The 24,691-nt window shown below is 36.2% G+C and carries 26 protein-coding genes and 3 pseudogenes; 10 read left to right on the top strand and 19 right to left on the bottom strand.

Features of this window, described 5'->3' with window-relative positions; genetic code table 11:
• Positions 1-263: 263 nt before the first annotated feature.
• A complete protein-coding gene (locus QNH48_RS04315) occupies positions 264-1,673 on the bottom strand; it encodes an MFS transporter (protein ID WP_283953910.1) in 1,410 nt (469 codons plus the stop codon).
• A gap of 378 nt (positions 1,674-2,051) precedes the next feature.
• Here QNH48_RS04315 and QNH48_RS04310 point away from each other — a divergent pair, with 378 nt between their 5' ends.
• The gene (locus QNH48_RS04310) at positions 2,052-2,582 is read left to right on the top strand and encodes a DinB family protein (protein WP_283953909.1); all 531 of its coding nucleotides are present in this window, start codon (positions 2,052-2,054) and stop codon (positions 2,580-2,582) included.
• A 517-nt stretch (positions 2,583-3,099) separates the two neighbouring features.
• On the opposite strand, the gene QNH48_RS04305 is transcribed toward QNH48_RS04310, so the two are convergent.
• From QNH48_RS04305 to QNH48_RS04295, 3 genes are all read right to left on the bottom strand, one after another.
• Positions 3,100-3,708 carry an exonuclease domain-containing protein gene (locus QNH48_RS04305; protein ID WP_283953908.1) on the bottom strand — a complete coding sequence of 203 codons (609 nt, stop codon included), beginning with the start codon at positions 3,706-3,708 and terminating at the stop codon, positions 3,100-3,102.
• A 570-nt stretch (positions 3,709-4,278) separates the two neighbouring features.
• Positions 4,279-4,848 carry a TetR/AcrR family transcriptional regulator gene (locus QNH48_RS04300; protein ID WP_283953907.1) on the bottom strand — a complete coding sequence of 190 codons (570 nt, stop codon included), beginning with the start codon at positions 4,846-4,848 and terminating at the stop codon, positions 4,279-4,281.
• Positions 4,849-4,862: 14 nt separating this feature from the next.
• Positions 4,863-5,570 (bottom strand): MBL fold metallo-hydrolase, encoded by a 708-nt coding sequence (locus tag QNH48_RS04295; RefSeq protein ID WP_283953906.1) that lies wholly within the window; start codon positions 5,568-5,570, stop codon positions 4,863-4,865.
• A gap of 464 nt (positions 5,571-6,034) precedes the next feature.
• Between QNH48_RS04295 and QNH48_RS04290 the strand changes: the two genes are divergently transcribed.
• Positions 6,035-6,547 carry a DoxX family membrane protein gene (locus QNH48_RS04290; RefSeq protein ID WP_283953905.1) on the top strand — a complete coding sequence of 171 codons (513 nt, stop codon included), beginning with the start codon at positions 6,035-6,037 and terminating at the stop codon, positions 6,545-6,547.
• A 45-nt stretch (positions 6,548-6,592) separates the two neighbouring features.
• On the opposite strand, the gene QNH48_RS04285 is transcribed toward QNH48_RS04290, so the two are convergent.
• Both QNH48_RS04285 and QNH48_RS04280 read right to left on the bottom strand, forming a co-directional pair.
• Positions 6,593-6,823: a hypothetical protein gene (locus QNH48_RS04285; RefSeq protein ID WP_283953904.1), complete on the bottom strand. Its 231-nt coding sequence runs from the start codon at positions 6,821-6,823 to the stop codon at positions 6,593-6,595.
• 149 nt (positions 6,824-6,972) lie between these two features.
• Positions 6,973-7,419, bottom strand: coding sequence for a hypothetical protein (locus QNH48_RS04280; protein ID WP_283953903.1), 447 nt, complete (start codon positions 7,417-7,419; stop codon positions 6,973-6,975).
• A 165-nt stretch (positions 7,420-7,584) separates the two neighbouring features.
• On the opposite strand from QNH48_RS04280, the pseudogene QNH48_RS04275 reads away from it, so the two are divergent.
• A pseudogene (locus tag QNH48_RS04275) lies at positions 7,585-7,797 on the top strand (DNA polymerase beta superfamily protein); the annotation flags it as partial.
• A 212-nt stretch (positions 7,798-8,009) separates the two neighbouring features.
• Here the strand turns inward: QNH48_RS04275 and QNH48_RS04270 are convergent.
• The 9 genes and pseudogenes from QNH48_RS04270 to QNH48_RS04235 form a co-directional block, all read right to left on the bottom strand.
• A complete protein-coding gene (locus QNH48_RS04270; protein ID WP_283953902.1) occupies positions 8,010-8,777 on the bottom strand; it encodes a nucleotidyltransferase domain-containing protein in 768 nt (255 codons plus the stop codon).
• Between the two features lie 559 nt (positions 8,778-9,336).
• The gene (locus tag QNH48_RS30515; protein WP_481858457.1) at positions 9,337-9,429 is read right to left on the bottom strand and encodes a cupredoxin domain-containing protein; all 93 of its coding nucleotides are present in this window, start codon (positions 9,427-9,429) and stop codon (positions 9,337-9,339) included.
• Entirely contained in the window at positions 9,416-9,613 is a 198-nt protein-coding gene (locus QNH48_RS04265; RefSeq protein WP_283953901.1) for a copper resistance CopC family protein, read from the bottom strand. The genes QNH48_RS30515 and QNH48_RS04265 overlap by 14 nt, the downstream gene beginning before the upstream one ends.
• Positions 9,614-9,919: 306 nt before the next feature.
• The gene (locus tag QNH48_RS04260) at positions 9,920-10,069 is read right to left on the bottom strand and encodes a histidine kinase (RefSeq protein WP_283953900.1); all 150 of its coding nucleotides are present in this window, start codon (positions 10,067-10,069) and stop codon (positions 9,920-9,922) included.
• A gap of 100 nt (positions 10,070-10,169) precedes the next feature.
• A complete protein-coding gene (gene prsW, locus QNH48_RS04255; protein WP_283953899.1) occupies positions 10,170-10,892 on the bottom strand; it encodes a glutamic-type intramembrane protease PrsW in 723 nt (240 codons plus the stop codon).
• Positions 10,893-11,174: 282 nt separating this feature from the next.
• Positions 11,175-11,574: pseudogene (locus QNH48_RS30435) on the bottom strand (PCYCGC motif-containing (lipo)protein).
• Positions 11,574-11,792, bottom strand: a pseudogene (locus tag QNH48_RS30510) (NAD(P)-binding domain-containing protein); the annotation flags it as partial. The pseudogenes QNH48_RS30435 and QNH48_RS30510, both read right to left, overlap by 1 nt.
• Before the next feature lie 53 nt (positions 11,793-11,845).
• Positions 11,846-13,984 carry a heavy metal translocating P-type ATPase gene (locus QNH48_RS04240; protein ID WP_283953897.1) on the bottom strand — a complete coding sequence of 713 codons (2,139 nt, stop codon included), beginning with the start codon at positions 13,982-13,984 and terminating at the stop codon, positions 11,846-11,848.
• Positions 13,977-14,345: an ArsR/SmtB family transcription factor gene (locus tag QNH48_RS04235; protein WP_283955679.1), complete on the bottom strand. Its 369-nt coding sequence runs from the start codon at positions 14,343-14,345 to the stop codon at positions 13,977-13,979. Before QNH48_RS04235 ends, QNH48_RS04240 begins: the two co-directional genes overlap by 8 nt.
• A gap of 214 nt (positions 14,346-14,559) precedes the next feature.
• On the opposite strand from QNH48_RS04235, the gene QNH48_RS04230 reads away from it, so the two are divergent.
• Genes QNH48_RS04230 through tatA form a run of 4 tightly spaced genes read left to right on the top strand, consistent with a single transcriptional unit; the run spans position 14,560 to position 17,256 of the window.
• On the top strand, positions 14,560-15,573 hold the full coding sequence (locus tag QNH48_RS04230; RefSeq protein ID WP_283953896.1) for a multicopper oxidase domain-containing protein: 1,014 nt from the start codon (positions 14,560-14,562) through the stop codon (positions 15,571-15,573).
• A 15-nt stretch (positions 15,574-15,588) separates the two neighbouring features.
• Positions 15,589-16,758: a ZIP family metal transporter gene (locus QNH48_RS04225; protein WP_283953895.1), complete on the top strand. Its 1,170-nt coding sequence runs from the start codon at positions 15,589-15,591 to the stop codon at positions 16,756-16,758.
• A 39-nt stretch (positions 16,759-16,797) separates the two neighbouring features.
• The gene (locus tag QNH48_RS04220) at positions 16,798-17,022 is read left to right on the top strand and encodes a helix-turn-helix domain-containing protein (RefSeq protein ID WP_283953894.1); all 225 of its coding nucleotides are present in this window, start codon (positions 16,798-16,800) and stop codon (positions 17,020-17,022) included.
• 60 nt (positions 17,023-17,082) lie between these two features.
• Entirely contained in the window at positions 17,083-17,256 is a 174-nt protein-coding gene (tatA, locus tag QNH48_RS04215; protein ID WP_283953893.1) for a twin-arginine translocase TatA/TatE family subunit, read from the top strand.
• Between the two features lie 308 nt (positions 17,257-17,564).
• Here tatA and QNH48_RS04210 read toward each other — a convergent pair whose 3' ends face one another.
• Together QNH48_RS04210 and QNH48_RS04205 are read right to left on the bottom strand one after the other, a co-directional pair.
• Positions 17,565-18,881, bottom strand: coding sequence for a DUF4179 domain-containing protein (locus tag QNH48_RS04210; protein ID WP_283953892.1), 1,317 nt, complete (start codon positions 18,879-18,881; stop codon positions 17,565-17,567).
• On the bottom strand, positions 18,874-19,395 hold the full coding sequence (locus tag QNH48_RS04205) for a sigma-70 family RNA polymerase sigma factor (RefSeq protein WP_283953891.1): 522 nt from the start codon (positions 19,393-19,395) through the stop codon (positions 18,874-18,876). The genes QNH48_RS04210 and QNH48_RS04205 overlap by 8 nt, the downstream gene beginning before the upstream one ends.
• A gap of 175 nt (positions 19,396-19,570) precedes the next feature.
• On the opposite strand from QNH48_RS04205, the gene QNH48_RS04200 reads away from it, so the two are divergent.
• Positions 19,571-20,872, top strand: coding sequence for an NCS2 family permease (locus QNH48_RS04200; RefSeq protein ID WP_283953890.1), 1,302 nt, complete (start codon positions 19,571-19,573; stop codon positions 20,870-20,872).
• Between the two features lie 40 nt (positions 20,873-20,912).
• On the opposite strand, the gene QNH48_RS04195 is transcribed toward QNH48_RS04200, so the two are convergent.
• On the bottom strand, positions 20,913-21,569 hold the full coding sequence (locus QNH48_RS04195) for a glycosyltransferase (RefSeq protein ID WP_283953889.1): 657 nt from the start codon (positions 21,567-21,569) through the stop codon (positions 20,913-20,915).
• Between the two features lie 601 nt (positions 21,570-22,170).
• Here QNH48_RS04195 and QNH48_RS04190 point away from each other — a divergent pair.
• Entirely contained in the window at positions 22,171-22,470 is a 300-nt protein-coding gene (locus QNH48_RS04190; protein WP_283953888.1) for a YfjL-like protein, read from the top strand.
• Between the two features lie 78 nt (positions 22,471-22,548).
• On the opposite strand, the gene QNH48_RS04185 is transcribed toward QNH48_RS04190, so the two are convergent.
• Positions 22,549-23,586, bottom strand: a complete 1,038-nt coding sequence (locus QNH48_RS04185; protein WP_283953887.1) for a GGDEF domain-containing protein — start codon at positions 23,584-23,586, stop codon at positions 22,549-22,551.
• A gap of 325 nt (positions 23,587-23,911) precedes the next feature.
• Between QNH48_RS04185 and QNH48_RS04180 the strand changes: the two genes are divergently transcribed.
• Positions 23,912-24,382: a hypothetical protein gene (locus QNH48_RS04180; RefSeq protein ID WP_283953886.1), complete on the top strand. Its 471-nt coding sequence runs from the start codon at positions 23,912-23,914 to the stop codon at positions 24,380-24,382.
• Positions 24,383-24,691 lie beyond the last annotated feature (309 nt).

Here is a 24,691-nt window from a genome sequence, read left to right as displayed (position 1 = left end):
TCTACTGCGTTAATTAATTTGTTTATTAAACCAACAAATTAAATGCATACTTATAATATTCCCATTTTTGTTATTCGTCAATAATTTTGTTTTCTGTTTTTTAAAATGCAATTTATTTGCCAGTAGGTCGTTAGCGACTTCCAGTTTTCGACCTAATAACGATTTAACCCTTTAAGCAAAATGGAAAAAGGGTTTTTTTAGCATAGAAAAAGGCAGCAAATTATCTTCGCAGCCTTTTTCCTCAAATATAATTTAATTTAATTTTATTTTGAACTTCTTCTTTCAGCTAAATCAATTGCAAGTTGTTCTGTGCGCTTTTTGTTTAATGGATACAGGAATACAATCATTAAGAATATAACAGTAAGTATCACTGCTGGTACTAATGTAGCAAGTGTATGAATTCCTTGTAGCGTTTCAGCTGATTGAGCTTCGGCACCAGCATGGTAACCAACCGCTGCAATCGCTGCACCACCAACACCACCAGCAACTGCCTGTCCAATTTTACGAGCCATTGAGTAGATAGAGTAAACAGTTCCATCTTCACGAAGTCCTGTTAAATACTCATGGTAATCAATGATGTCTGTAACGAAAGCCCAAATAACTAGGTTGAAAATTCCATAACCAAACATACCAACTGTTAAAACTGCGATAAATTGTGTTGCTGTTAAGTTAGGTAAGAAAAATAAAACCGCATATACAATTGCTGCAAGTAAGAGACCACCTGAGGCCACTTCTTTTTTACCAAATTTTGAAACTAACGGTTTTATCATTGGCATACCAACAAATACTGCCACTGATTGAAGAAGACCAACCATACTTAATGCTTTAGCGTTTCCAAAGAAATCCTTAAATAAATACACGTTTACAGTACCAATTAACATAAAGCAAACCAAGAACAGTAAAGAAAGAGTAAGGAACACAATGAGTGGTCTGTTTTTACCAAGACCTTTTACAGTTTTGCCAAAGTTCGCTTTTGGTTTATTTGTTTCATCAATTACAATACGTTCAACAGATAATTTATAGCATGCCATATAACAAGCGATTGCAAGAACACCGAAAATGATAGCGCCTAAAAGGAATCGATTTGCATCTGCTTTATTGTCAACAAACAAAATCATTGGTCCTACAACATTAATGATTAACCCAGCTAAGTTCCCACCTAATGTTCTCCAGCTAGATAATGCCGTACGTTCAACAGGATCACCTGTGATTACAGAAGCCATAGAGCCATAAGGAATATTAACAGTAGAATATAATGTTCCCCAAATAATATAGGTTACATATGCATAAGCAAGGTAAAATCCATCAGACATTCCTGGAATATGAACAAACATTAATATACCAGTAATGACAAGTGGAAATGACATTCTAAAGATCCAAGGTCTGAACTTTCCATTCTTTCCTGCTTTCCTTGTATCGATGAAGCGACCCCATGTAATGTCAGCAACTGCATCCCATAAACGTGCGATCAGGAATAGTCCACCGACAGCAGCTGGATTAAGACCATATACATCGGTGTAATAAACCATAAGGAAAGCTGCAACTAAAATAAAGAAGAAATCGTTTCCAAAATCACCGAACAAGTAACCTAATTTATCTTTCATCCCAAAAGGGCGTACTGCTTTCCCACCATTTTGTGGGGTTTCAACTTTCTGTTGTATTGCTCTAGCCATTATTAACCCTCCCATTAAATAGTTCTAAAATAATAAATGTAAACCCTTTAAATAATTGCTAAGACAAGTTGATGCATATTTTTGTGAATCCCTTTACAAAAATGCTCATTGCTTTTTTATAACTTCTCGAGAGTGTATAATTATCCCAATTAATTTGTTTAATGAACTAACAAACTGACTGTATACATAGAATATCACCGTCGACAAAATCCGTCAATATAAATTTGTAAGCGTTATACATTTTTTTTTTTCATTTTACGGATTTTCCATCTTTAGACAAAAGGCGCTGTGTTTATCAATTCAAACCGCTTTAATTATATGATAGGATGAATTTAGTAATGGAGATATTTCCAAATAAAATATATAGAATTGAGAGGAGTGGAGAATTCAATGCTTCAACGTCCAACAGAAAACGAGTATCCAGATTACTATCAGCCCTATATTCAACTGGTTCCAAATGGTGAGATTGTAGAGATTTTGCAGGATAATCTCTTAGAGGTGGTTAATCTTTTTAAGGGGCTTTCCGAAGAGGCGGCTAATCATAGTTATGCTCCGGGTAAATGGAGTGTGAAAGAAGTCCTTGGACATATAATCGATACGGAAAGAATTATGACCTATCGCCTGCTTCGTGTAAGCCGCGGAGATCAAACCCCTTTAGCCGGGTTTAATGAAACAGATTATGTTGAGGCAGCCCAAACCCATAACCTATCGATGGAGGCCATCCTTGAAGACTTCAAAGCAACAAGAAACGCCGCCATCACCCTTATCCAAAACATCCCTGCCGGAGTGTGGGCAAATATAGGCAACGCAAACGGAATGGAAATCACCACCAGAGCCATCGCCTACATCATCGTTGGCCACGAAATGCATCACCGAAAAATCGTTGAAGAGAGATATTTAAATAGGTAATGGGGTAATGGGGTAATGGGGTAATTGTGACTGTGACGACGGTTATGGTGCCACTGTTACGGTGCCTGTCACCGCCCGTGGACACTGTCCACCTCAGGCGGACAGTTACAATCGGTTGGGAAGTAGGTTAGATTAAGCAACCGGGCTGATAAATAAACGGATAATTTCCGTTTATTTGGTAATTATTATAAAAAATGGATTAAATAGACGGAGAGATTCCGCTTATTGGCTCGAAAAATTCGAAAATGGGAGATTTTGCTTTGAATAGTCGGAAAATCTCCCCTTATATACTCCGAAACGAGCTCAAATCCGCTTTTAACCGGAATGTCTCCGCTTATTTTGCTTTCCTAATAAAGAAACTCGCCAATTATGATGATATGGCGAGTTTTACTTTTTTATATACCATAACGATGCCAATACGACAGTCATTTCGGCACGTATTTTAAGAAATACACTTCAAAACGGAACCCTTTAATGACTTTTTGATCTGTTTTTTCTGTGTTTATGGATGGAGCTTTTATCCCATTTTACTTCGAGTGGCAGCAGGCTGGTATTTTCTCATCGGTCCATTTTCGAGTACTTCTTGAAGATAGAGATTTCCATTAGGACTTGTTTTTCTGAGCAGGTCCATGAGGTATGTAATATCGTCAAGTGCTCTATGTGTTTGGTGGTTTGTAATTTGGTGTGCTTGCAGTAGTGTTAGGAGTTTACCATTAGGAAAGCCGTAGTTTTTCCATTTAACACCCCGCATGGTACAATACCATTTTAAATCATTCACTTCTGGGTACATATGATAGAGAAAGCTTCGGTCAAAGGAAGCATTGTGAGCGAAGACGGAGTCAGCACGGTGAAAATAAGTTTTAATCTTACCATCCGTGAAGATCTTCCCTTCTACTAATTCATAGGGAATCCCGTGAATTTGATATGCACGGTCATAGTTCCTTCTAGCAGAACTGGAAAGCGGTTCTCTTAAAAAGGAATCTTCTTCAATAATTTCTTGGACTTCGCCGGTGTCTGTGTGATAAGAAAACAATTTCAACGCTAGTTCTATTACTTCATCTGTAGTTGGCCCTAACCCGGTCGTTTCAACGTCAACAACTAAACCTAACTTCTCAAATTTCTGCATAAATTTCATTCCTTTAATCGAGATATTACATACATTATAACATCTTATTTTAAAAAAAAGACTTGAACTTGGATAGGTCTTTTGGAGTTTAACAATGGCGAGTGAAATGGTGCCGGTTGGGCCGTGACGCCTTTTAGCGATCCAAGTGCATAACCTTTTTGAGAGCTAGCCAAACTTTCGGCTGGCTTTTTTCGATTGGTCGGTAACACTAGTAGGATTATAGGCCAGTTTTGTAAAGCAGAGGCTATTCGTGCCCATTCAAGCTGAAAAAAGAGGTTTGCGGTAAAGAATAGAAGCTATTCGTGCCCGCTCAGGCTGAAAAAGGAGGTTTGTGGTAACGAATAGTGGCTATTCGTGCCCGCTCAGGCTGAAAAAGTAGATAGACGGTAACGAATAGAAAAATTATTATTATAAAACGTAATAAGATGATCTACTTTGACTTACTAGTTTAAGGTTTTTCGCTAAAATACGTCTAATTTTTTTTAGATATTATTAGGCCGCACCAATCATAGATACAATCTGTCGTATTCTTTCTTTCTGGAAATACACCTGTTTTTGCCCCTAATAACCTTACTTCTCACGCATACCATGAATAAACGCTTTTATTATGATTTCCAGGCTTTCATTTAAATCTAATGACATTTTAAAACCGCCCCGCTGCTCTAATGAAGAAAAGCCATGTAAAATGCTACGGAATCCTCGTACTGCATGTATGGCGGTGTCCCCTTCTAATCTATAGTACTGCAGGACGCGAACAGTAAGGTCAACAATCTTAGAACCTGCATGTTGAACATCTTCATCTTCCATATCAGGTGCCATCAAGGTTGCCTCATAAATCCCAGGATGTTTCCGTGTAAAATCAACATAGGCTTTACTAATCGTGAGTACTGCCTCATCTCCAGACACTCCAATAGCAGATTGGGCTAAATCCTCATATAACCGGTCTAGCCCATAAATCGCCATTTTCTTTCTTAGCCCAGCCATCCCATCAAAATGGTTATATAAAGAAGGAGGACGGATTCCTAATTTTTTCGCTAAGTTTGCCAAAGTAACCTCCTGCATCCCAAATTGATCCGCCAACTCCGCTGCTGCTCCGAGAATCTCTGATAATTCAAGTCCAACCTTTGGTCTTGGTGACATTTTCATAAACCCCTTTATTTCAATTTCTTCTCTAGTCGATTAATAGCCTGTTCCATTTCCCTAATCGGGTTTTCCAGCATTTCACCGTGTCCAACTGCTAGTAGCTTAGGCTGATAATTCACCAATTTCTTTGCACTTACTATAGAAGTTTCTTTACTCCATGTACCAAAGGCCGGAAAAGGAAACCATGGCACGATATCACCCGCTACAGCAATTCCTCCTCTAGTTTGGTAAGCATCCCCTGCTATCAGTGCCTTTGAGCGAATATCAAGGAAAGACATCGAACCCGGTGTATGCCCCGGAGTTTCAATGGCTGCCAATGATCCGATTAGGTCTCCTTCTTTCAATAGTATATTCGCTCTGGTCTTCAGCTTTTTCGGAACGCCGCCCTTAATCGGAGTTTGGTGCTCATGCTCTTCAAGTGAAGTGTCACCATTCATTATTCTGTTATCCCTCCCCGAAATATAAACAGGCACGTCCGGGAGTTCTTCCTTTATCCTATCAAGTGCCCCCACATGGTCCTCATGCGCATGTGTTAAAACAATTCTTGTAATGGGCTTCCCAATTATTTCTGCTCCCTTAAATATTCCCTTCATACTAAAGGGAAGTGCTGCGTCAATTAACGTCAATCCATCCTCTTCCTCAACCAAATAACAATTGACTGGAAAGACACTTGCCATAAATGTTACCTGATACAAAAATCCATTATTGAGCATTCTCACAATAACCAGCTCCCTTTTTTAACTAATATCATTAGTTTTATTTTAACTAATACAATTAGTTTTATCAAGTGCCTTTTATAAAAAAAACACCTCCCATGTAGTTGGTATTTCGCCTAAGATGAAGGCTTAAAAGGGGGTTTCCGAATTGAAGATTAGCCTTTAATCAATTCTGAAAGAATACCCTTGTTAACAATTTGTTCAAATCTTTTTTACAGATATGTGAATTAGTGATCAAACTATCCTCAATTCAAGATTAATTTGGTATATTAGCAGTGTAGTAAATATATAAAACATATTTAACAAGGAGATGCTTCAAAATGAATATGAACTAAGTTGTTCATGATTCTGTCAAAACATTTTTAACAAAGTGTGAACTTGTCACTACGGCCGTGTTGTTAACTACAAATATCATTTATAGTATGACTATCAAATACAAATTATATCTTTGAAAGAAGGAATTCATTATGTTTAACACATTTTTAAGAGAAAATAAAATCTCTGCAGCAATTTTAACGATTATTCGTTTATACCTTGGTTACGCTTGGTTCACAGCAGGACTTGGAAAATTACAGAGTGGTGCATTCGACGCTTCAGGTTTTCTAGCTAATGCGGTAAAGAATCCAGTTAAAGGTCCAGATGGCAATATGGTTTACAGTTGGTATGTACACTTCTTAGAAAGCTTTGCACTACCTAACATTGATGTGTTTAATTTCATCGTTCCTTGGGGAGAAACATTAATTGGATTAGGTCTTTTGCTTGGATGTTTAACAACAGCAGCTATGTTCTTTGGTCTAGTGATGAACTTCTCTTTCTTCTTAGCAGGAACAGTATCTCATAACCCAACTGACATATTCTTAGGTTTCATCATCTTAACTGCCGGTTACAATGCAGGCCGCATTGGTCTTGACCGCTGGGTGGTTCCATTCATGCGCAAAACTGTTTTCAAAGGGAAAGAAACTGTAAAACAACACGCCTAACAAAAAAAATGAGCCTCAATCACAAAATGATTGAGGCTCATTTTTTTAATAAATATTATCTTCTTCTCCACTTTCAAAACCTACACGATCTTGATACCAATTTGTTATTTGGGTGATTATAGCAAATACAAGGAAGAAATTCATGGCCCACACGTTAATAAACGGTGCTAAGCCCCCAAACTCGATTCCATGATAACCCTTTAGTTTCATGACAATCAAGCTTTCAATAAAAATTAGAACAAAACCTAAAACACCCGCAACAGCCATTCTAATCATTTCCGTCCCCTCCATATCTACCCATTAGGTTTACCCTATTTCTATTGTTTCAGAGAAATAAATTTGACAATTTTGTGAACACTTATAACCCTATTATAGTTCAAATTTTATGGAAACAACAATATAAAACATTTTGTTTTTAGAAAGTATTAATTTTTTAGCCATTGATAGAATGATATGAAGAGTGTCAATGTAGAAGCATAAATGAGGAAGGTATAAAAATTAACAAATATCGTATTCGTGTATTGATTTAACCATGGAAAGTGATAAATTCGAGATTCTTCATTCGTGGGTGTTCCGCCTAATTTTTGAATTAACTCATTAAAATATTCAAATTCTAACATACTCGCAGCAAGGAAAAAGATAAAGGAACAAATTACTACATTTCGCCATGCAGATTTTTTAAAAGAAGCTTCCTTTAATCTCAGAAATAATTCATATCCAAAAAGTCCAAACGTCAGCAGGACAAATGGAAATATAAGAATAACGGGATTACCGTTACCAGTAAAGGTTTCCGGACTAAATGAAAATTCCTTCACCATTAAAATTGCAACTACACAAAGCAGAAAGTATATAATTAATTGTCTTGATAACATCTTATCACCCCCTATTAAAAGGAATAAGGCCTTATTGTTTATATATTCAGCAATAAGAACGTTATTCCCTTGACCTTGCAGAGGGCATCAGGATGTTATGATTGATTAGCAGTACCTAGGGTTAGGATAGGGAAAGCAGTCAAATAAAGTAAATGAGGTCTTACAATTGAAAGAACATATCTTAATGGTACTGCACAAATTGAAGAAGAATATGATGTTAAAATCCTATATGCCTGTGAATCGGGCAGCAGAGCCTGGGGCTTCCCATCGAAGGAAAGTGACTACGATATCCGGTTTATTTATATTCACAAAAAGGAATGGTATCTCTCAATTGACCAGCGGCGGGATGTGCTCGAGGTACCCAAACATGATAAGCTCTTGTGTGTGATACCCATGTTCCTACGGAAATAATCGTAACGCTTTCGTTAGTTCACAGCCATTTAAATCCGGTAGTTTGTCCACTGGAATGGATTTGTATTTAAACTTCACACAAAAAGAGAAAAAATAAATGAGTTTTGTGTTCAATCCTTTGACTCAAAAAAGACTCTTTTTAGACCCCTAACACAACAACTGTTTTAAATTTTAATCTATCAGATTTCAATTTCCCAACTTTCCCTTAAACTGTCTAAAAAAAGATCATTCAATAATGGAGTTGGGTCTTTTATATTTGTTTCAATTGTTTTTACATATTCGAATAAACGTTTTATTTCGTTGTTGATAAATTCATTAATGTTTTCTACATTAGATACCGTACTTTCCCCATTTGATTTTTTCACTATTAAATTTTGTATTTCCTCTTTTATTTCTACAGTAGGTACCATTTTTTCTACAAGAACAGAAAACTCCACTGATGGATACTGGCTATTTGCTTCTATCCATCTTGCAGAAAGTATAGGTCTAAGGATGTTAAAGTAATTTTTAACTTTATTCTTTACATTTTTTCTCCGATAATTTTTATCTCCCATGTGAAGATAATGGTACAAGCATGCTTTAGGTGAAAATATGTCTTTGGTATGATACCTTAATTTATTAACAGTTAAACCCGACTTTAAATAAACAACTTTGCTATGTATGCATTCAAGAATTGTGGGGTTAGATTTTCGATATGATTTTAAACACTTTTGTAATTCCCAGCCAGTGATGTCGAGCTTTTCACTAATTGGCAACTCAATGAAATCCTTTTGCGAATCTATGGTTAGATACCAATTTGGCCTGTGTATGTAAATAAATCGAATATCATAATCACTATTAATATTATGTTGCCCCCAGGAACGTGATCCACTTTCACAAGCATACAGAATCTTTATATCGTATTCTTTCTCTATATGTTTTAGTTTTCTAATTATTTCTACTTTCATAGGATTTACACCTTCAACTTTATTATTTATTATCTATAAGTTCGTTATTAAGTATATAGAAAAAAGGTACATCAATTTTTCTTATTATTGGTATTTTCGATTGATTTAATGATTAAAAATAATTTTAATTTGTGTCCAATAAAAAGGCGGAGAATGAACATTTATCCTCAAAAAATAGTAATTTACTCTCATCATTTTTGCTAATTATTCCGATCCACTGAAATACAGTATACTTTTAGGTGGAGTTTTCCAATTGATTTAATCTATTAAAATGCAATTATAAGGAGTATCACTTACAATGGATGAGAAAATTAATGTATGGACTACATCACGGGACTCTGCTGTTTGTGATGACATTGAATTGAGAAAGACATCCACCACTAGGCTGGCAAGCTTCAATATTCTATTTTGCAACTTAATAATAAATGTTCCAATGTATCATCCTCAACAACCCAACCCTTGATTTAGTGGAGATTTTTTTACACTTAAATCTTTTACTCCTTGGAACTGTGGTCCTTACAATAATATTAACCCCCCCTTTTAAAAGGGGGTTTCTATCCTATTGAACAATAATTGTACCTTTATACATCCCCATTCCACAAGAATAGTCGTAAGTTCCAGGTTTTAAGGAGTCGATATTAACATATTCCATCCTTCAGTAATTTCATCGTACTTAATGATTCAATTTGTCCTGCAAACGTTAGAACCAGTTCTGTTAGGTCTTCCGTTACAACTTGACCATCTTCTGGGTTAGAAGTTGTCAATGCAGTATGTGCATTCGCAATAGTTGGAACGATAAATAATGTACAAATAATTAAGAAAAGTAATTTCTTCAATGTTACTGTTTCCCCTTTCTTGATGTATTAAAACTCTCCGATTCATATCACCATATTTTATCATGAATTTAAACATTTTGAATTTCAACCTTTATTCTCTTTAAATCCATTAAACTATTTTCCAGCTTTCTAGAATTCAAACCCTTCATTTAGATGTTTAATGAAACACTTACTATTTTCATTCAAAAACAGAAAAAATCCGCAGCTTTTGTAAAAGCTACGGAACCAATTAATTAACAGGTGGGTAACCTAGATCATTTAACTTTTTACAATGTCATTGGCATGTTTTTCTAGACATAAGCAGAATTAGTTTTTATCTCCCCTAAAAAATAAGAAGTATGATACCAATCCTGAAAAAACACTAGCACCAGCTGAAATAAAAATTCTCGTTTGTAAATCAATTTCAATATAATCTTTCTCAAGCCTCCACATTGCCAAAATCATTACAATGAACATTGTTGAAATTGTCAAAGTTAACCTTTTTGTCATTTTTCCCTTTCCCTTCTAAAACATGGCATTTCTTAATTAATAAGTCATTGAACAAGATTCCAGACGTCTATTTACTTAATGGAAAGTATAATCTCATTCCAGATTTTAATTCCTTTCCTTGTTGAATATGATAGTTCTTTTTAAAATGATTATAACTTGAAATTTCCGCCAATTGCACTTTTCTCAAACCTAACCACCATAAGAACACCATATAAGGAGGTAGCGACAGCCAAGATCCTTGGTTCAACAATAAATAATTAAATATTCCATGTAATAAAGCTGGAAGTATCATAGAAAACAGTAATAAGAGCAGCTTTGATTCTTTTGTAAACTTGGCTTTGCTAATATAATACCCCATAATAACTCCAAACAAGGCATGGCTAGAGACAGGCAGTAATGCACGTGTAAGAGCGAATTCCATCCCATTAGTCATTAAATACATAATATTTTCGGCAGTTGCAAACCCCAAAGATACAGAGGTTCCATAGACAATACCATCAAAAGGCTCATCAAATTCCACATTCCTGTATGCAAAGACGAATAAAATAGACCATTTAAAAAATTCTTCAACCAAACCTGAAGAAAAAATTGCATAAATGGAATCATATTTAACAATATTTTCTACTTTAAGTACATATTCAATAAATGCTATCGGAAATATAAGCAACGCCCCAGAAATAAACGTAAAAAGTACCATTAATACAGGTTCTGGTTCATACTTATCTTTTAAATAAAAGTAACTTAATAAAGCTAATCCAGGGGCAATTCCTGCAAGTAAAATCTCTACCATTTCCAACCCCCTTTGACATTTATAATATTAATATACTTTAATAATAACCCAAATAGACTGGAATTGAAATTCGGGCTTAGAAAAATCCCCTTGTAAGACAGAATAGCCTGCACAAAAGGGATAGTTTCGCTCATGTTCCTATTGTAGTATTTAATTAATCACAGTTTTTTTCATATATTCCATACAACCATCTGTTTCAGTTTGGGAATTTTCATCTGTAATTATCTCTTGACTATCCAATCCTAAAGCACATGCATCCTCTATATTCCCTTCTCTAACTAACTATTTTGGAACTGGTGTAGGAGTTGGCTCCCCATACGATTCATATTTTTAGTGATTAATCTATTAATTTCTTTTAACTCTTTTCCATCTTGATACATTTCAGTCGCCTCACGGGCGATCTCCACACAGATGTCTCATGATATACCCATAGAATCCCATTCTGTCACTTGCATGTCGTCTCCAAAGCTATCAATAAAGCAATCAAGATTACTTTCATGTCCATCTTCGGCATAACATCCACAATAACAAGGAACGGATGCCAATACTTCTGGATATTGTGCAGCCATAGCATATGTTCCTTGAACTATTTCAGAGGAATTCAGCACAAAGTCTGGTAGTGGCTTATGTTTTGAATCTATGCAATTTCTTCTTTAGAACCGCATCCGGCCAGCAAACCCATTTAATGGGATATATTTTCTCTTCCCCTTTTATTGATAATCCAGGTAAAGAACTATAAGAGCGAGGTGTAAAAAGGGTTAAGAATCATACGTGTTTCCAACTCTCACCGATAGCACTTCCCTTATCTAAAATAAGAAACGATAATTTTGTTTGTTTTAAGTAATATCCAATCGCAAGTCCTGCTTGACCTGCACCAATAACAAGAACATCATATACCATTTACTCTCCCCCTTAGATTGAAAAGGGCTTCCCAAAAATCGGGAAGCCCTTTATTATTTGTCTTTAATTCTGAGAAGTCTTAGAGCATTTAGAGTCACAATCAATGTGGAACCCATGTCTGCAAATATTGCTATCCACAGAGTCAACCAACCAGGGATAACTAACAATAAAGCAACAAGTTTAATCCCTAATGAAAATGCAATATTTTGCTTTATAATATTCAATGCACTTCTGCTTAGTTTTACTGTAAACGGAAGTTTTCCAAGATCATCAGCCATTAAAGCTATATCAGCCGTTTCAAGGGCAGTATCTGTTCCTGCTCCTCCCATTGCAATACCGACAGTAGATGCAGCTAATGCTGGTGCATCATTCACCCCATCTCCGACCATTGCAACACGGTCATATTTACTCCTAAGTTCCTTAATAAGGGTTAATTTATCTTGAGGTAAAAGGTCTGCCTTAATGTCAGATACTCCTATCTGCTGCCCGATGGCATTAGCCGTCCCTTTATTATCGCCTGTTAACATGATGGTTTTTTGAATACCTAATGAGTGAAGTTTCTTTATGACTGATTTACTATTTTCTCTTACTTCATCAGCTACAGCGAGTAGTCCTAATATTTCTGTATCAGTCCCTGCTACCATGACAGTCTTCCCTTTATTTTGAAGGTCCGAGATAGTAGCTTTTAGGTTTGATGGAAGTCCGTTTGATAATATTTCACCAAATAAATTTGGACTACCTACATAATACAATTTATTGTGAACTTTACCTTTAATGCCTTTACCTGTAATCGAAGAAAACTCTTCGATGGTCAGAGCCTTATAAGGTAAATCATCCTGTTCCGCTTTCTTCATGATGGCTGAAGCTAACGGATGCTGGGAACCATTTTCTAAGGCAGCAATAATGGTAAGAAGTTCATCAGAATCTGTATTTGGTTGTGGAATGTAGTCCGTTACAACTGGAATACCGTGCGTTAAGGTTCCTGTTTTATCAAAGGCAATCGCTTTGATTGCTCCCATTTCCTCTAAATGAATCCCACCTTTAATTAGAACACCATTTCGAGCAGCATTTCCTATTGCGGTTACGATCGCAACTGGCGTTGAAATAACTAACGCACAAGGACATCCAACCACTAGAGCAGCCAAGCCTTGATAAATCCATTTGTCCCAATCTCCTCCAAAGAACAAAGGTGGTACCACTGCTACGCCCAAAGCTATAAGCATAATGAGTGGTGTGTAATACTTTGCAAATCGATCCACAAATGCCTGAGAAGGTGCTCTCTCTGCTTGCGCCTCCTCAACTAAATGAATGATCTTTGCAATCGTTGTGTCGTCAACATGTTTGGTTACTCTTACTTCAAGGAGTCCTTCTTCATTTAACGTTCCTGCGAATACTTCATCATCAACCGTTTTTGCAACTGGAACTGATTCACCTGTAATCGCTGCTTGATTTACTGACGATAAGCCCTTGACAACCATCCCATCCATCGCAATTTTTTGCCCAGGTTTTACAATCATAATGTCGCCAATTTGAATATTGTCCACTTCAACCATAAACTCTTTATTTCCTCTTCGAATCAAGGCTTCTTTCGGAGCAATATCCATTAAGGAACGGATAGACTGACGAGCTTTATCCATTGAGTATGTTTCAAGAGCCTCACTTATGGCAAACAGGATGACAACTGTTGCACCCTCTCCCCATTCACCAATAATTGCAGCACCTATAACCGCAATAGTCATTAGGGTTTTCATATCAAACTGTAAACGGATTAAATTCATTAATCCCGTTTTAAAAAGTCGAAAACCACCTACTAAAATAGACGTAGCATAGGCTAAAATGGAGGCAACGCTCTCTTCCCCATTCAATTCCGCCGAAATCCACCCAATTAGTAAGAAAACCAACGAGGCTATTACTTTTGAATGCTTTTGTAAAAATGGTTCTTTTTTCTCTTCAAATTTTTGTTTTTCAGGGATTACTTTTATGTTTTCAAAGGCCCCTGCTTTTTCTAGTTCTTCAATCGTTGTTTCACCATAAACCGTAAGTTTAGAAGCACCAAAGTTTACACTTGCATCAGAAACACCATCCAGGTGTTTTACGTTCTTTTCGAACTTTGTCGCACAGCCAGCTCAGGTGAATCCCTGCACTCGATAAACAGTTTTTTCATTTGATTTTTCCAAACCAGCATCACTCATGGATCTTCACCTCCTTTTGATGTTCAAAGGCGATTTGTATTAGTTGTTTCACATGGTCATCATCCAATGAATAATAAACTAATTTTCCTTCTTTACGATATTTCGCCAACCCTAAATTGCGAAGGAGTCTTAAATGATGAGATGCAGTAGCTGTGGTACTGCCCACAATATTGGCTACATCACATACACACAATTCATCTTCCTTACTTAAGGCATAAGCAATCCTTATTCTAGTGTCATCCGCCAACGCCTTAAAAATTTGTGCGACAGACAATGTATCTTGTTGTGAAATAGAACTTTTTAGACGATTTACTTTATCCTCATCCACGCAGGTTACTTCACACACATCTTCTTGCTTCAATAGATCCTCTTGATTCAAAAGATTGCTCCTCCTTATTCAAACCTTCATTTGATTATTAGTATATACAGTATCAAATCCAATGGTCAAACAATTATTTGAATGTTTTAATAAAAATTATCATTTGGTAATTGACAAAAAGATTGTCCGTGACATAGAGTATTTACTAAGACAAATAAAGTTGCACATAGGAAACTTTTTAGAGGGAGGGAAAAGCATGTCAGACAAGAAGATTTCTCGGCGGGATATTTTAAAAATAGGAACCACTGGAGCACTAGGGATAGCAGGAAGTATTTATTTAAATAAAGTAGCTCCATTTTCCAAAGTCGCTCATGCAGAAAGTCACCATCCAAATCACAATAGTCATACTTCAAATCACACAAATATGCATGATACGACAAAAACAGAAGGTTATAAGATGGCTAAACGTCTTTTAACCGAATTTGACTATGGAAAGGTGACAAAACTTTTAGATGGACGCACTCTCCGCGAATATGAGGTAGTAGCTGTTGATAAGGAAATTGAGATTGCAAAAGGGATTATGTTTCCAGGCTGGACTTATAATGGAACGATTCCAGGACCAACATTTCGTTGTACCGAAGGGGATTTATTACGATTTCATTTTATTAACAAGGGGAGTCATCCACACTCAATTCATTTTCACGGAATTCATCCGCCTGAAATGGACGGAATAGCACCGATCGCTCCAGGTCAATCATTTACTTATGAATTCGAAGCAAAGCCGTATGGTTTACAAATCTATCATTGTCACGTCCTACCGTTAGCCCGACATATTCATAAAGGGTTATACGGAAATTTTATTATTGATCCAAAAGCACCAAGGGAACCAGCAATAGAACTAAATATGGTCATGAATGCGTATGACTTAGATTTAGATGGTGCAAATGAATTTTATACGGTGAATGGATACGCATTTGCCTTTATGAACCATCCCATTAAAGTCAAGAAGGATGAGCTTGTCCGAATCTATTTAAGTAACTTAACCGAATTTGACTTGCTAAACTCATTTCATTTACACGCCAACTACTTTACCTATATTCCAACAGGCCGAAATGACAACCCTGCTCAATATACCGATACCATCATACAGTGTCAGGGAGAACGTGGGATACTTGAAGTCCGTTTTCCATACAGGGGGAAATATATGTTTCACGCTCATGTAAGCGAATTTGCCGAGCTTGGCTGGATGGGATTCTTTGAGGTTGAATAGAAAGGAGTGACTATCATGAAATCAAAATGGTTGATTACAGGTCTTATTCCACTTGTGCTGTTAATGCTTGTATTGGGATGGGTATTTAAAAATGGGGCTGGAGTTGAACGAGAACCTGCTGCTCCAATAGAAGTCCTAAATATTGACCAAATTAAAATTGTGCCATCAGGATTTGTGCTAGATGTCAGTAATACTGGTCCTGATTCATTTACCATTTCTCAAGTGATTGTTGATGATTCTGTGTGGACATTTTCCATGACCCCAGATTCTACACTTAAACGGTTTGATGATGCAAAGGTAACCATTAATTATCCATGGGTTGAAGGCGACCCCCATACCATTTTATTAATATCTGAGAATGGAATAATAACGGAAGCAGCAATAGATGCTGCTACATTAACTCCCGAATTATCTTGGGAAAATGTTTTGAATTACGGATTTATTGGCTTCTATGTAGGGATTGTTCCCATTACTCTAGGATTATTATGGTATCCATTTATGAAACGTTTGAAGAAAAGTTGGATAAATGCCATTCTGGCTCTCACAGTTGGTCTCCTACTATTCTTGTTCTTTGGGACTCTATTCGACGGATTTGAAATTGGTGCAGAAGCCCCTTCTGTCTTCCAAGGAAACATGGTAGTAATTATTAGCACCGTCCTTTCATTTCTCCTGTTGATTGGGTTCGACCAGTACCAACAACAAAGGCAAAAACGAAATGGTTATTCACCACTTGGAATTGCTTTATTAATGGCAACAGGGATTGGACTTCATAATTTTGGTGAAGGGTTAGCGATAGGTTCTTCCTTTGCACTTGGTGAGGCTGCATTAGGTACGTTTTTAATAATAGGATTTACTCTGCACAATATTACTGAGGGGATAGGAATTGCTGCCCCATTATTAAATACTAAACCAAAAATTAGCCAATTTGTTTTATTAGGTACAATAGCAGGTGCACCAGCCATTTTGGGAACTTGGTTCGGAGGGTTTATCTTTTCACCAATTTGGGGTGCAGTTTTCCTTGGTATAGGAGCTGGGGCTATATTACAAGTGATTTTCGTAATCTCCAAAATGCTAATGGAAGATCACAAAAAGAATAATGAACCTTTCGTATCATGGATGAATTTTTCGGGCATTACACTCGGAATATTAATCATGTATTTTACAGCTTTTTTTGTAAAATTTTAAGCTCTAATCAATGTCAAATTAATATAAATGAAAGCGTGAATGGTAATGGGCTTTGAAAAAAGAAGTAAGTTTGGTAAATGGATGGATGAACAAAAAGGCGTTAATATATTTGAGTTAGAAAGAGTATCAAATCTTAGTAAAAGTACGATCTTAAAATTATGTTACAATCAGGACTATCGTCCGAGATTTTCCACAATAAGTAAGATTAATCAAGGATTAAAAAAACTTGGTAAGGAAATTGACATTAACGAGTTTTTTTCCTGAATTTTATGTAGAAATGGTGATTCAAAGAGGAATTACAAAAAATATATTAGGAGGGAAACTATGCTTCAAAATATCGGAATACCAGGTTTAATACTAATTATAATGCTCGCCCTTATTATTTTTGGTCCTTCCAAGTTACCAGAAATCGGAAGAGCATTCGGCTCAACACTTAGAGAATTTAGGCAATCAACAAAAGGGCTCATGGATGATAATCACGAAAAAGAAAAAGAGTAGCTGATATTAGAGGTGGCCATCATGCTAAGACGATGAGCCACCCTTTTTTATTCCTTATTCAGCTCTTTTGGTAACTGTAAATTCCTTTTTGCATTTTCTATCCTATTTTTAAGTTTGGTCAGGTTAAGCGCAAAAAGAGAATTAACATTATGTAGCGAATATATTCATTTATTACTAGGTTAATCGAGAGTGTATATGTACAAGTAATATCAGTTGATAAAACCGACCCTACCGAACAATTAAATCAGATATTTCGAGAGACTCTTGATGAGATTTGGGGATAAAAAAAAGAGCCCAAGGGCTCATTTTTATTTTATCCTCACCTTCTCGTCCCCCTCAATCCAACTCGGGAAAAAGCTAAGCTCCAGACTAATCGGACTTTTAACCTTTTTCAAATCAGGGATATTTACCCGCAGTTCAACTTCACCTTCAGTACCCAGATTTTCTGTTTGTTTTGGAGTTACTTCGGCACCATTTCCATCTGTGATTCCCCCAAATAGAAAATAGTTAAACTCCTCTTCAGTTTGGAGTTTAAACATCAGATAATCTTCTTGTAGCTCGAAATCATATAACTGATTTCCTGATGGTTTCGTCAAAAGTTGTTCCTTTTCTGTATCCACTACTACAAAGGCTTCACTTTTATCTACTGCCTGAATCTTATTTACCTCTAAATACAACTTCTCTGGATTGTTAAAATAGTTGCTTTGCAAATAGATAATCGCTTCATTTTCAGAAATTCTACTTGCAATTACCCCATTATTTATTTTATTCCATACTTCCCCATTTTCATCTACCAGCCTTATATCATCAAAGTTAAGCAGTTTTTTAGAATTTGCCGGGTCCATTTTCACATGAACGGCAACCCTTAAAGGATATACGTCTGCTTCTGCAAAGGTTATTTTTTGTCCTTCAATCGTCACCGTTTTATTTATTTTGTATGTCTTTTTCGTCTTTACATCTTTATTTAAAGAGAAAGAAAGCCTGTAGTCAGCCGTTTGTTGATCACTTTTTATCTTTAATTTTATTTCAAAATCTTTTTGATGAGGCGGGCTGTCAAAGAAGTATTCGAGCGATCCATTATAAGCTGTTTCTCCCTCTTCAGAAGTATGGTGGCTTCCAATTGATGCAGAGCTCCAGTTTAGCTTCTGACCATTTTGGTTAAATAACCCCACTTCTTCAAGGATAACCTCCTTTTGTTTTTCAGCAGATTCAATGGAATAAAAAAGGACTAATCCATTCTCATCTGCAATCGCTCCATCTATAGAAATTTCAACACCGTTCTTTTCTTGTGAGACCCCAATTTCTTGATAATAGCTATTTTCAATGGCCTGCATACGCCCCTTGTCACCACGAATTAATTCTATTATCTTCTCCATTCCCGGGATGTCTGCAACATAAGATGCAAATGCTGGGGATAGCTTAATGGATGTGAAAAATCCAAAGAAAAGTATAGCTGCTGCCATAAAACTGAAAAGCATTTTTCTATTTCGAGGTTTCCTAACTTCTTCTGCTTTGGCTTTTTGAAAACCAGTTAGTATAGCCTCATCTAGTGAATCTAGTGGGATTTTAATATCATCATAGGAATGCTTGTATTCAGTTAATTTTTTCTCCTCCCTCTTATACATTTACTTTCCCACCCTTCTCTTCTAACTTTTCGCGAAGTGACTTTAAGGCTTTGTTCAACCAAGTCTTCACGGTTCCTTCAGGCCGCTTCATGGAATCTGCAATGTCCTTTATTTTCAAATCATGAAAGTATTTTAGGGTTAGAATTTCTCGTGAGCGATCATCTAAAGTGAGCATCGCTTCTTGAATTTCCATAGCAAAATAATTATCCGCACTACCTTGGAAATTCAAAACCTCTTCCCCCAGCACTACACGATTTTTCTTTTTCAACTGATCATTACAATAATTAATCATGATACGAATCAGCCATGTTTTAAAATAAGAAGCTTCCCTAACATTGCGTATATTCTTATAAGCCCGGTAGGTAACTTCTTGAATGGCCTCCAGTACATCTTCTTCATTTTTCAAAAAGGAGTATCCAGTCTTATATAAATCTATCTTGTACAGCTGGATTAAATTAAGAAAAGCTGTGTCATCCCCTTCAATAGCACGCTGTACTATTTTTTCATCATTCATTTACGATCCCCGCCCCTCGAGTCCCTGTGACTAAATATTAGACTATTAAGCAGGGAAAAGGGTTTTATTTTTTTATTGCAAATTTTGTTTTATTTTTAAGTAGGATTGAAATTCTCGTTAAAAGCGAATATTATATATAAGTTATTAAAAAATGTTCGCGTTTTGGAGGAATCCTATGTTTAAACTTAAAGAAAACCAAACAAATACAAAAACAGAACTACTCGCGGGAATTACGACTTTCTTTACAATGGTTTATATCGTTGTTGTGAACCCAGTCATTCTCGCAGACGCAGGTGTACCCTTCGAACAAGTATTCACAGCAACGATTATCTCTGCAGTTGTTGGGACACTTTGGATGGCATTATTCGCAAATTATCCAATCGCCATTGCACCTGGAATGGGACTTAACGCATACTTCGCCTATTCAGTCGTTGGCGGAGGGCAAAATATTAACTATGAAACAGCCTTTGCAGCTGTTTTTATTGCCGGTATCATCTTTGTTATCTTGTCTTTAACACCTTTCAGAGAAAAATTAATTGATGCGATTCCAGAAAACCTCAAACATGGGATTACAGCAGGTATTGGTTTATTTATTGCCTTCATTGGTTTAAGACTTACGCATATCATTACTGCTCATCCCACCAATCTTGTCGGTTTGGGTGATCTTAAATCTCCTTCAGCTGCGCTTGCAATTGTCGGACTGGCCATTACATTAATACTGATGGTGCTGCGAATCAATGGAGCTTTATTTTTTGGAATGATTATTACTGGGCTAATCGCCTTTTTTACGAACCAGCTTTCTTTTGATCAAGGATTTGTATCACTTCCATCTCTTCCTGAAGGATTAATGGTAGGAAACCCTATTACAGCTTTAAGTGATGTCATTGGGCACAGTCTATATGCCGTTGTTTTTTCATTTATTTTAGTAACGATTTTTGATACTACTGGCACAATGATTGGTGTTGCTAATCAGGCTGGATTAATGAAAAATGGGAAATTTCCACGTGCACGCCAAGCCTTACTTTCAGACTCTATTGCAACCTCAATTGGTGCTATGTTTGGTACAAGTCCAACAACAGCATATATTGAATCCACTTCAGGAGTGGCTGCAGGAGGACGAACTGGCTTAACGTCTCTTACCGTTTCTGTCTTATTTATTTTGTCAGCATTCTTTGGACCTCTTGTCAGTGCAGTGTCAGGGATTTCTGCGATTACCGCACCTGCTCTTATTATTGTAGGCAGCATGATGATGGGAAGCATAGCGAAGATTAAATGGGACGAATTAGATGAAGCTTTTCCTGCATTCCTTGTGATTTTGAGTATGCCGTTAACCTCGAGCATTGCAACTGGAATTGCACTTGGTTTCATCAGCTATCCGCTCTTAAAGATTGCTAAAGGAAAATGGCGTGAGGTTCACCCGCTTCTCTATGTATTCGCCGTTTTGTTCTTTTATCAGCTTGCATTTTTACCGCATTAAAAAAATGGAGTCCCAACCACAAAGTTGGGCTCCATTTTTCTTAAAACTTATTAGGAAACTGCTTGATAATTCCGTCTGCAAGAAAATCTGACATATGCATTAGATGTTCTTGATTTTTGTCTAAGGCCGTAATATTCGCATTCCAATCCTTATTCAGTTTGGCAACCACACCATCTGTGATTAGTTTTAAATGCGTATACATCATTTCTTTCAATACTTTTTTATTGTAATTTGGATTTGCAGCAGTTAAAAAGTTAGTAATATCATCTGCATTTTTAAACCACTCGGCATTGTACTTTTTGAAATCAGCCTGATTCCCGCTTTTCCCTGCAGCCACCACTTTACCGGCAATTTGAATATGTTCTCTCAACAACTGACCAAGTTTGTTGCCGGCTTCCTCTCCGTAAAAGGGTTTAATGGCATTTCCTAAATCGTCCTGGTTTTTTAATAATCTTGCTAGCACCTGTGCTTGGTCCTCTAGCCCTGCAATTGAACTAACTATAAACTTTTCTGTCCAAAAAGCGTGTTCATTCCAAAGATGCCTCAAATCAACCCTAAGTTGGACAGTTTTCTGACTAAGTGGCTGCGCTTGCGTATGTTGCTCAGCCTGTTTGTTCTCTTCCGCATTTGTGAAAGCAGGGAAGATTAATACAAATGAAAGAAACAAAAGCATGAATCTGGTTAAATATCTGCTCAAAAAATCATCTCCTAATAATAAATTGAAACTGCACAATTATTATTAGATATTTTATTTACTTTCACTCTTTAGAATAAATCTTCATAAATTCCACATAACTTCTCTATAACTTCTACAAATGTTTATCTTATTATAAAGATAACTTATTAAGGACTTAGGTTTTAGGAACCTTATTCTTAAAAACTTCCTATAATTTGATTGGTACTGAGTGTACCAATCCTTTTTTTCGCCAAAAATTCATCTTCACAAATTCCACATAACTTCTCTATAACTTCTACAAATGTTTATCTTATTATAAAGATAACTTAATTGAGTCTTAAGGTTTAAGGAACCATATTCTTAAAACGTCCCATAATTTGCTTGGTACAAGTGTACCGGGCTCTTTTTTTGCCCTTTTTTCTTTTTTTAAGGTTCGGTTATACTCGGCTGTTGATTTGTGCTGCAGGAGTCTCACGCCTTCCGCACAAATCAATAGAGTGCCAAAATCAATATTAAGCTTTAACATAGCCTTTTCTAAAATAAAATTGTATCAAAAAGTGTAATTTTACACTATAATGTAAATAGAAAATCATTATATTAGATTAAGGGGTGTATATCCTTTATGAAGGCTAAAGCTATTTTTTTATCAATTATTGGTATCGTGTTGCTCTTGTCTGTTTTCATCTATTCCTCTTTAAATGGAAACCCTGCCACAAAGGAAAATAGCAGAGAACTCGTCTCTGCCTACCTTAAGGAAAATTATCCTGATGAATCCTTTAAGATTACAAACATCTCCTACTATCCCGGTGAAGGAACGTATATCGTCCATGTTATTTCTAAGGATGGAAAAATAGAAGGAAATATTGATGTTAGAAACGGAAGAATTCGTACGGAAGGTGCAGAATTTCCATTTAGGCAATGAAAGTGACGCTGCTGAATTGAGAAATTCAAAACCTTTAGAAATAAAAAATGGGTTGGTGCCCAATCTCGCACCAACCCTTTATTTGATATAACTAACTTGATTTCTTCCGCAGTTTTTACACGCGTATAAACCTTTATCAGCTCGATTCAATAAAGAATCTATGCTATCACCTGGTTTAGAATTGGTAACTCCAAAACTTGCTGTTAGGTTTCCCGCTCCTTTGAAGCTGTGTTCAGAAACAACCTTTCTTAAATGCTCGGCAAGCTTAACGGTTTCTTCACCAACTGTATTAGAGATAATGACGAACTCTTCCCCACCCCAACGTCCAAATAACTCTCGATTGGTTAGCTGATGTTGGATGAGTTCCGCTAACTCTACTAGGACTTCATCACCAATTTTATGTCCATAGTTATCATTGACCAACTTAAAATGATCAATGTCAAAGAAAATAACGGAGAATCCTTCTTTCTTATCCTCAAAAACCTTAAGCTTCTTTTCAAGCCATTCATCAATCCGCAGGCGATTAGAAATTCTCGTTAATGAATCATAGTAAGCGTGCTTTTTAAACATTTCGAGATCAGCATAAGTCTTAAACACATGCTGAGCATAATAGAGAACAATAATGTAAACAAGATTGGCAAAGTAATATTGACCTAACGAATCAATTGATTCTGAGGAAAGACTATTGATATACATAATTCCCGTAACAAATGTTGTAAGAAAAATAACAATAGAATAGTATAACCCTCGTTTCGTTCCTAAAGTTAAGAAAAAGAACAAGGTTATAATCGGCATCCAGATAATAAAATCTCCAAGAGACCCGCCTGATACTACCATGTAGTTGCGGACAGCGTCAAAAAACGTCGTAACATGATAAAAACTGACTAATGCCAAATTGGAGTATTCAGTAAATTGAACAAAAAGTCTTTTGTATAGTAAAAGCCAACTGATGATAAACCATATTGAGAGAGTATTATTAATTGTAAATTGAAATTTAGATGTGGCATCAATATTTTGTAGAAGTGTATTAGAGATGAGGGCAATAATAATACATGGGACAACCCAAAGATAAATACGTATCTTAAGCTCATTTAGTGATCCGAATTTTTTTAACATTGGTATTTGTTCATCTCCCAACTAATCAAAATCGATTAGTCCTGCCTGCTGCATGACAGCTGACTGACATAATCACAGCTGTGGCCAAAGCTCCTTTCATGTTATTTCATTATTTTAATGGTTTCCCTGACTATATCTACATTTAAGAAAAAGTAGTGACCTTTCAAGGGCACTACTTCTATAAACTATTATATCAGACATATTAGGAGGAAAACTATATAGGATTCATTGTAAAAATTTATATTGATTTATTATCTGAATGCTTATTACTCTTTGCATAGTACCTTCCATTATGGACACATTAAGTTAAAAAAAGGGAAATATTATGATAGGACTATTAATCGCAATTTTCACCTTTAACTATTTTGGTTTTAAAACAAATAAATTATTATCAGGCAATCAAATTCTTCATATTTGGTTATTTACAATTGCCTTTCAAGTTCTTTTCGATATTTTTATTGAATTCAAATACCATGCATACTGGTATTTTGATAAAGAGTTGGATTGGCGGGGCTTACTCCCTCATGTGTTCCTAATTCCACCAGTAAATATGATTTTTTTAAATTGGTTTCCTCATAATAGAGGATGGATGAAACAATTGCTTTTTTTCATTGCTTTCAATATTGCCATTTTAATTTACGAAGTCATTACTCTGTTTCCTGAACCATGGGGATATTTTCATTATGGCTGGTGGAAACTGTGGCATGCCGCTATTCTTGATCCTATTCTATTACTTATCTTATTGGTATTCTATAAGTGGATTTGCAGTTTGGAGAAAAAAGCCTGTCTAAAATAATTTGGCCTAGCATCTGTTATGATGACCACATGTGAAACCTGTTTTTAGTTTCATGAATTTATACATGACATTCGCCTGCCTGCCCTTTTTTGTACAAGGATTGATTTTGGAATGAAGGCATTCCATAAAACGTTTATCACAGTAACAAGGGGAGTTTCCACGCTTCAGACATAAATCATGTTTGTAACAGCAGGAATCCACATCATTGATAGGAGCACCTGGACCGCTGCAGCCCGGTCCGCACCATCTGTAACCTGAAAAAACGCAGAGCGAAAACGGTTTTTTTCTACAACTCATATTTTTCATCTC

It is taken from the genome of Neobacillus sp. YX16 (assembly GCF_030123505.1).
Classification (GTDB): Bacteria; Bacillota; Bacilli; order Bacillales; family Cytobacillaceae; genus Neobacillus.
This window is presented reverse-complemented; position numbering and strand designations above follow the sequence as displayed.

Excerpts from the sequence above, each read along its gene's own strand:
- QNH48_RS04315 (WP_283953910.1), bottom strand. The coding sequence starts at position 1,673 with ATGGCTAGAGCAATACAACAGAAAGTTGAAACCCCACAAAATGGTGGG.
- QNH48_RS04305 (WP_283953908.1), bottom strand. The coding sequence starts at position 3,708 with ATGCAGAAATTTGAGAAGTTAGGTTTAGTTGTTGACGTTGAAACGACC.
- QNH48_RS04300 (WP_283953907.1), bottom strand. The coding sequence starts at position 4,848 with ATGTCACCAAGACCAAAGGTTGGACTTGAATTATCAGAGATTCTCGGA.
- QNH48_RS04290 (WP_283953905.1), top strand. The coding sequence starts at position 6,035 with ATGTTTAACACATTTTTAAGAGAAAATAAAATCTCTGCAGCAATTTTA.
- QNH48_RS04285 (WP_283953904.1), bottom strand. The coding sequence starts at position 6,823 with ATGATTAGAATGGCTGTTGCGGGTGTTTTAGGTTTTGTTCTAATTTTT.
- QNH48_RS04280 (WP_283953903.1), bottom strand. The coding sequence starts at position 7,419 with ATGTTATCAAGACAATTAATTATATACTTTCTGCTTTGTGTAGTTGCA.
- QNH48_RS04270 (WP_283953902.1), bottom strand. The coding sequence starts at position 8,777 with ATGAAAGTAGAAATAATTAGAAAACTAAAACATATAGAGAAAGAATAC.
- QNH48_RS30515 (WP_481858457.1), bottom strand. The coding sequence starts at position 9,429 with ATGGAATATGTTAATATCGACTCCTTAAAACCTGGAACTTACGACTAT.
- QNH48_RS04260 (WP_283953900.1), bottom strand. The coding sequence starts at position 10,069 with ATGTTCATTGTAATGATTTTGGCAATGTGGAGGCTTGAGAAAGATTAT.
- prsW (WP_283953899.1), bottom strand. The coding sequence starts at position 10,892 with ATGGTAGAGATTTTACTTGCAGGAATTGCCCCTGGATTAGCTTTATTA.
- QNH48_RS04230 (WP_283953896.1), top strand. The coding sequence starts at position 14,560 with ATGTCAGACAAGAAGATTTCTCGGCGGGATATTTTAAAAATAGGAACC.
- QNH48_RS04225 (WP_283953895.1), top strand. The coding sequence starts at position 15,589 with ATGAAATCAAAATGGTTGATTACAGGTCTTATTCCACTTGTGCTGTTA.
- QNH48_RS04220 (WP_283953894.1), top strand. The coding sequence starts at position 16,798 with ATGGTAATGGGCTTTGAAAAAAGAAGTAAGTTTGGTAAATGGATGGAT.
- tatA (WP_283953893.1), top strand. The coding sequence starts at position 17,083 with ATGCTTCAAAATATCGGAATACCAGGTTTAATACTAATTATAATGCTC.
- QNH48_RS04210 (WP_283953892.1), bottom strand. The coding sequence starts at position 18,881 with ATGTATAAGAGGGAGGAGAAAAAATTAACTGAATACAAGCATTCCTAT.
- QNH48_RS04205 (WP_283953891.1), bottom strand. The coding sequence starts at position 19,395 with ATGAATGATGAAAAAATAGTACAGCGTGCTATTGAAGGGGATGACACA.
- QNH48_RS04200 (WP_283953890.1), top strand. The coding sequence starts at position 19,571 with ATGTTTAAACTTAAAGAAAACCAAACAAATACAAAAACAGAACTACTC.
- QNH48_RS04190 (WP_283953888.1), top strand. The coding sequence starts at position 22,171 with ATGAAGGCTAAAGCTATTTTTTTATCAATTATTGGTATCGTGTTGCTC.
- QNH48_RS04185 (WP_283953887.1), bottom strand. The coding sequence starts at position 23,586 with ATGTTAAAAAAATTCGGATCACTAAATGAGCTTAAGATACGTATTTAT.
- QNH48_RS04180 (WP_283953886.1), top strand. The coding sequence starts at position 23,912 with ATGATAGGACTATTAATCGCAATTTTCACCTTTAACTATTTTGGTTTT.